Origin of the sequence: Shewanella sp. SG41-4 (genome assembly GCF_014164505.1) — a bacterium.
GTDB lineage: Bacteria > Pseudomonadota > Gammaproteobacteria > Enterobacterales > Shewanellaceae > Shewanella.
Window position 1 is genome coordinate 1 of sequence record NZ_JACJFI010000418.1, and the last position, 2,521, is coordinate 2,521.

The 2,521-nt window shown below is 38.2% G+C and carries 4 protein-coding genes; 1 reads left to right on the forward strand and 3 read right to left on the reverse strand.

What is annotated here, in order from left to right:
* A partial coding sequence (locus H5202_RS20500) for a hypothetical protein (protein WP_182773692.1) occupies positions 1-418 on the reverse strand: 418 nt, incomplete at its 3' end.
* A 749-nt stretch (positions 419-1,167) separates the two neighbouring features.
* Between H5202_RS20500 and H5202_RS20505 the strand changes: the two genes are divergently transcribed.
* Positions 1,168-1,644: an outer membrane protein assembly factor BamE gene (locus tag H5202_RS20505; protein WP_182773693.1), complete on the forward strand. Its 477-nt coding sequence runs from the start codon at positions 1,168-1,170 to the stop codon at positions 1,642-1,644.
* A gap of 354 nt (positions 1,645-1,998) precedes the next feature.
* Here the strand turns inward: H5202_RS20505 and H5202_RS20510 are convergent, their stop codons facing one another.
* Together H5202_RS20510 and H5202_RS20515 are read right to left on the reverse strand one after the other, a co-directional pair.
* Positions 1,999-2,334 carry an RnfH family protein gene (locus H5202_RS20510; RefSeq protein WP_182773694.1) on the reverse strand — a complete coding sequence of 112 codons (336 nt, stop codon included), beginning with the start codon at positions 2,332-2,334 and terminating at the stop codon, positions 1,999-2,001.
* Positions 2,327-2,521 (reverse strand): SRPBCC family protein (locus tag H5202_RS20515; protein ID WP_272490482.1); only part of this gene is annotated, 195 nt, incomplete at its 5' end. The genes H5202_RS20510 and H5202_RS20515, both read right to left, overlap by 8 nt.

A 2,521-nucleotide genomic window follows, 5' to 3' on the forward strand; every position in this document is an offset into this window, starting at 1 on the left:
AACTTTGATCTTGATAACTGTCGATACGAGAAAGGTTATCCTCTAAAAGAGCAAAAGCTTTTTTATAGTTACTCAATCCTATATTTGCGGTGATTTTCAATAAATAAATATTTGTGAGTTCTTCACCGAGTGGATCGTATGTCAGTGCTTCATCTAAAGCTTTATCTGCTTCGAGAAAGTGACCTAAATAAAGATTTTTTGTACCTTGCAACATATACAGACGACTATGCTGTGGTGAGGTGAGTAACGATTCAGAAGATAATGCGAGATCAATTTTTTCAATGGCATAACCAATATCAGTCTTCAAAGATTGTTCAATAGTGTCGAGTTCTTTATCATAATCGACATTGTCAGCTATCGCTGCACTGCTAAAAAACAGTGCAAAGGCTATCAATATAAAAGTTGATTTATTGAACAAAATTATTTCTCTGTAGGGTTAAATGTGAGCAAATACGTAGTCAATCTTTATCCATAGACAACTTTCGATCATTAGATAACTGGCTGACTCGTGCTTTATCTCCAGCATAACAGCTTCAATATCTTCTTCTGTAAGCCAGTTGATGTCATTACACAGCGAAAATCACACCTATATGTTTCCAATAAAACGGCGTCGAATCCAAGCTTAGTAAAAAATGTATTAATATTCGAGATATTTTACGCTATTACTCTAGATTATATTTTTAATTAACGACCTAACATTGCTGCGTAATCTCACAGATTTGAAGCCTACCCTTGCCAAGATTAATACCTAAACTAGCGCACAAACTAGCTTTTAAAGCATACCCAGTAACATACTCGCATCGTAACCTTCAGAAAAGGCTTATTAATTGGACTTTGCCGCACCCAGAACCCGCAATGATAAAAAGACGCATACGACTGACTTACCTAGACAGATTTTCTAAGATATCATTAACTATTAGTTCAAAAATAGCACCACGATGTCTTACTTTAACATTTTGCGTAAAAAGTCGGCGCTAGCAAAAAATCGGTATTGAGACATTCACTAACGTTAAATAAGTGAATCTTTAGCATAAAATTATTTAACGAAAAAAATGGAACTTCGGCCACTTAATTGACTCAAAACCACAACATCTTCTAATAGACCCTTGTCAGCATAGGGACAGCTTGGGTATGATGACCGACAGAATTTAGGAAGTAGCGCAGACAATGATAAACAAAAAACAAAGTCTTACCCTTGTAAGCGCAGTAGCGCTTTCATTATCTCTTAGCGGATGCAGTGTATTTGATTGGTTGATTTACAAGCCAGACGTGCCACAAGGCAACTACATGGAAACACAGCAAGTTGAAAAACTTCGTGTCGACATGACCAAAGAGCAAGCAGAATATATTTTAGGTCGCCCAGTATTGCGTGACAGCTTCTCCGATGACACTTGGTATTATGTGTATCACTTTAAAAGTGGTCGAGATGCTAGCATTACCCATAAAGAGTTGATCATTCACTTTAACGGCGACAAAATTTCCAGTGTTGCTGGTGATTATGACTTAAGCGCAGAATTTAATACCCCGCTTGATCAAAGTTCACTGCCATCTGTTAACGAGCCGGATCTTAAGCCTTTATTACCTGAAGTTCGCCCAGATGCGAAACCTTTGGTTGAAGAGTTACGTCCAGCGTTAAAAAACTAGGCTGAAAATGATAATGCACCAACATAAACCACACGATAACATGTGATTTATGCCAATAAAAAAGCAGGACCTCTCACGAGAGTCCTGCTTTTTTTATGACATTTTTTATTGCCACAGCTCGAGCGATCTAGTTGCCCACTCCCAGAGTTAACAAATGAAATAAATTAGTCAAAATAACAATACTTAACTCACTTCAACATCAAGAGAGACAATTTGTTTTACGCAGCTAACTAGCAAGACGCCTTTGAGGATTAACTTCAGCGTCAATTGATAATTTATTGCAAGGCTATTGCAAGCGAATGAATGCAGTGACCAGAACAAAGCACAGTTTGATAACGGTTTATTCTTCTAGGTTTAGTTAACTTTAGCGCCGGTGATTTTATTACTACGACCTTCATCTTTGGCTTTTTCGGCACGCTTACGACGAACATCTTTAGGATCTGCAATGAGCGGGCGATAAATTTCAACACGCTGCCCAGGTACGAGTATCTCATCATGTTTGGCCTGGCGACTAAACACCCCAAGCTTAACCTCTTCAAGGTCAATATCCGGGAAAAATTTAACCATATCACTTTGCTTAACCGCTTCAATGAATGTGGTACCTGGCGACACCATCACGGCTATAATTTTCTGCTGTTTTGGCAATGCATAAATAACATCTACCGAGAACTTTTCTGTTTCATTAATCACGATAAATCACCTTTGCTCTGTCGGTAAATGCCATTACCATCGACGACATCAAATCCTTAAACACTTTACCAAACGCCATATCAACCAGCATGTTTGAAAATTCAAAGTCCAAATCAAATTCAACTTTACAGGCATCTTCAGTCAGCTCAGTAAATTTCCACAAGCCATGCATGTGCTTAAACGGGCC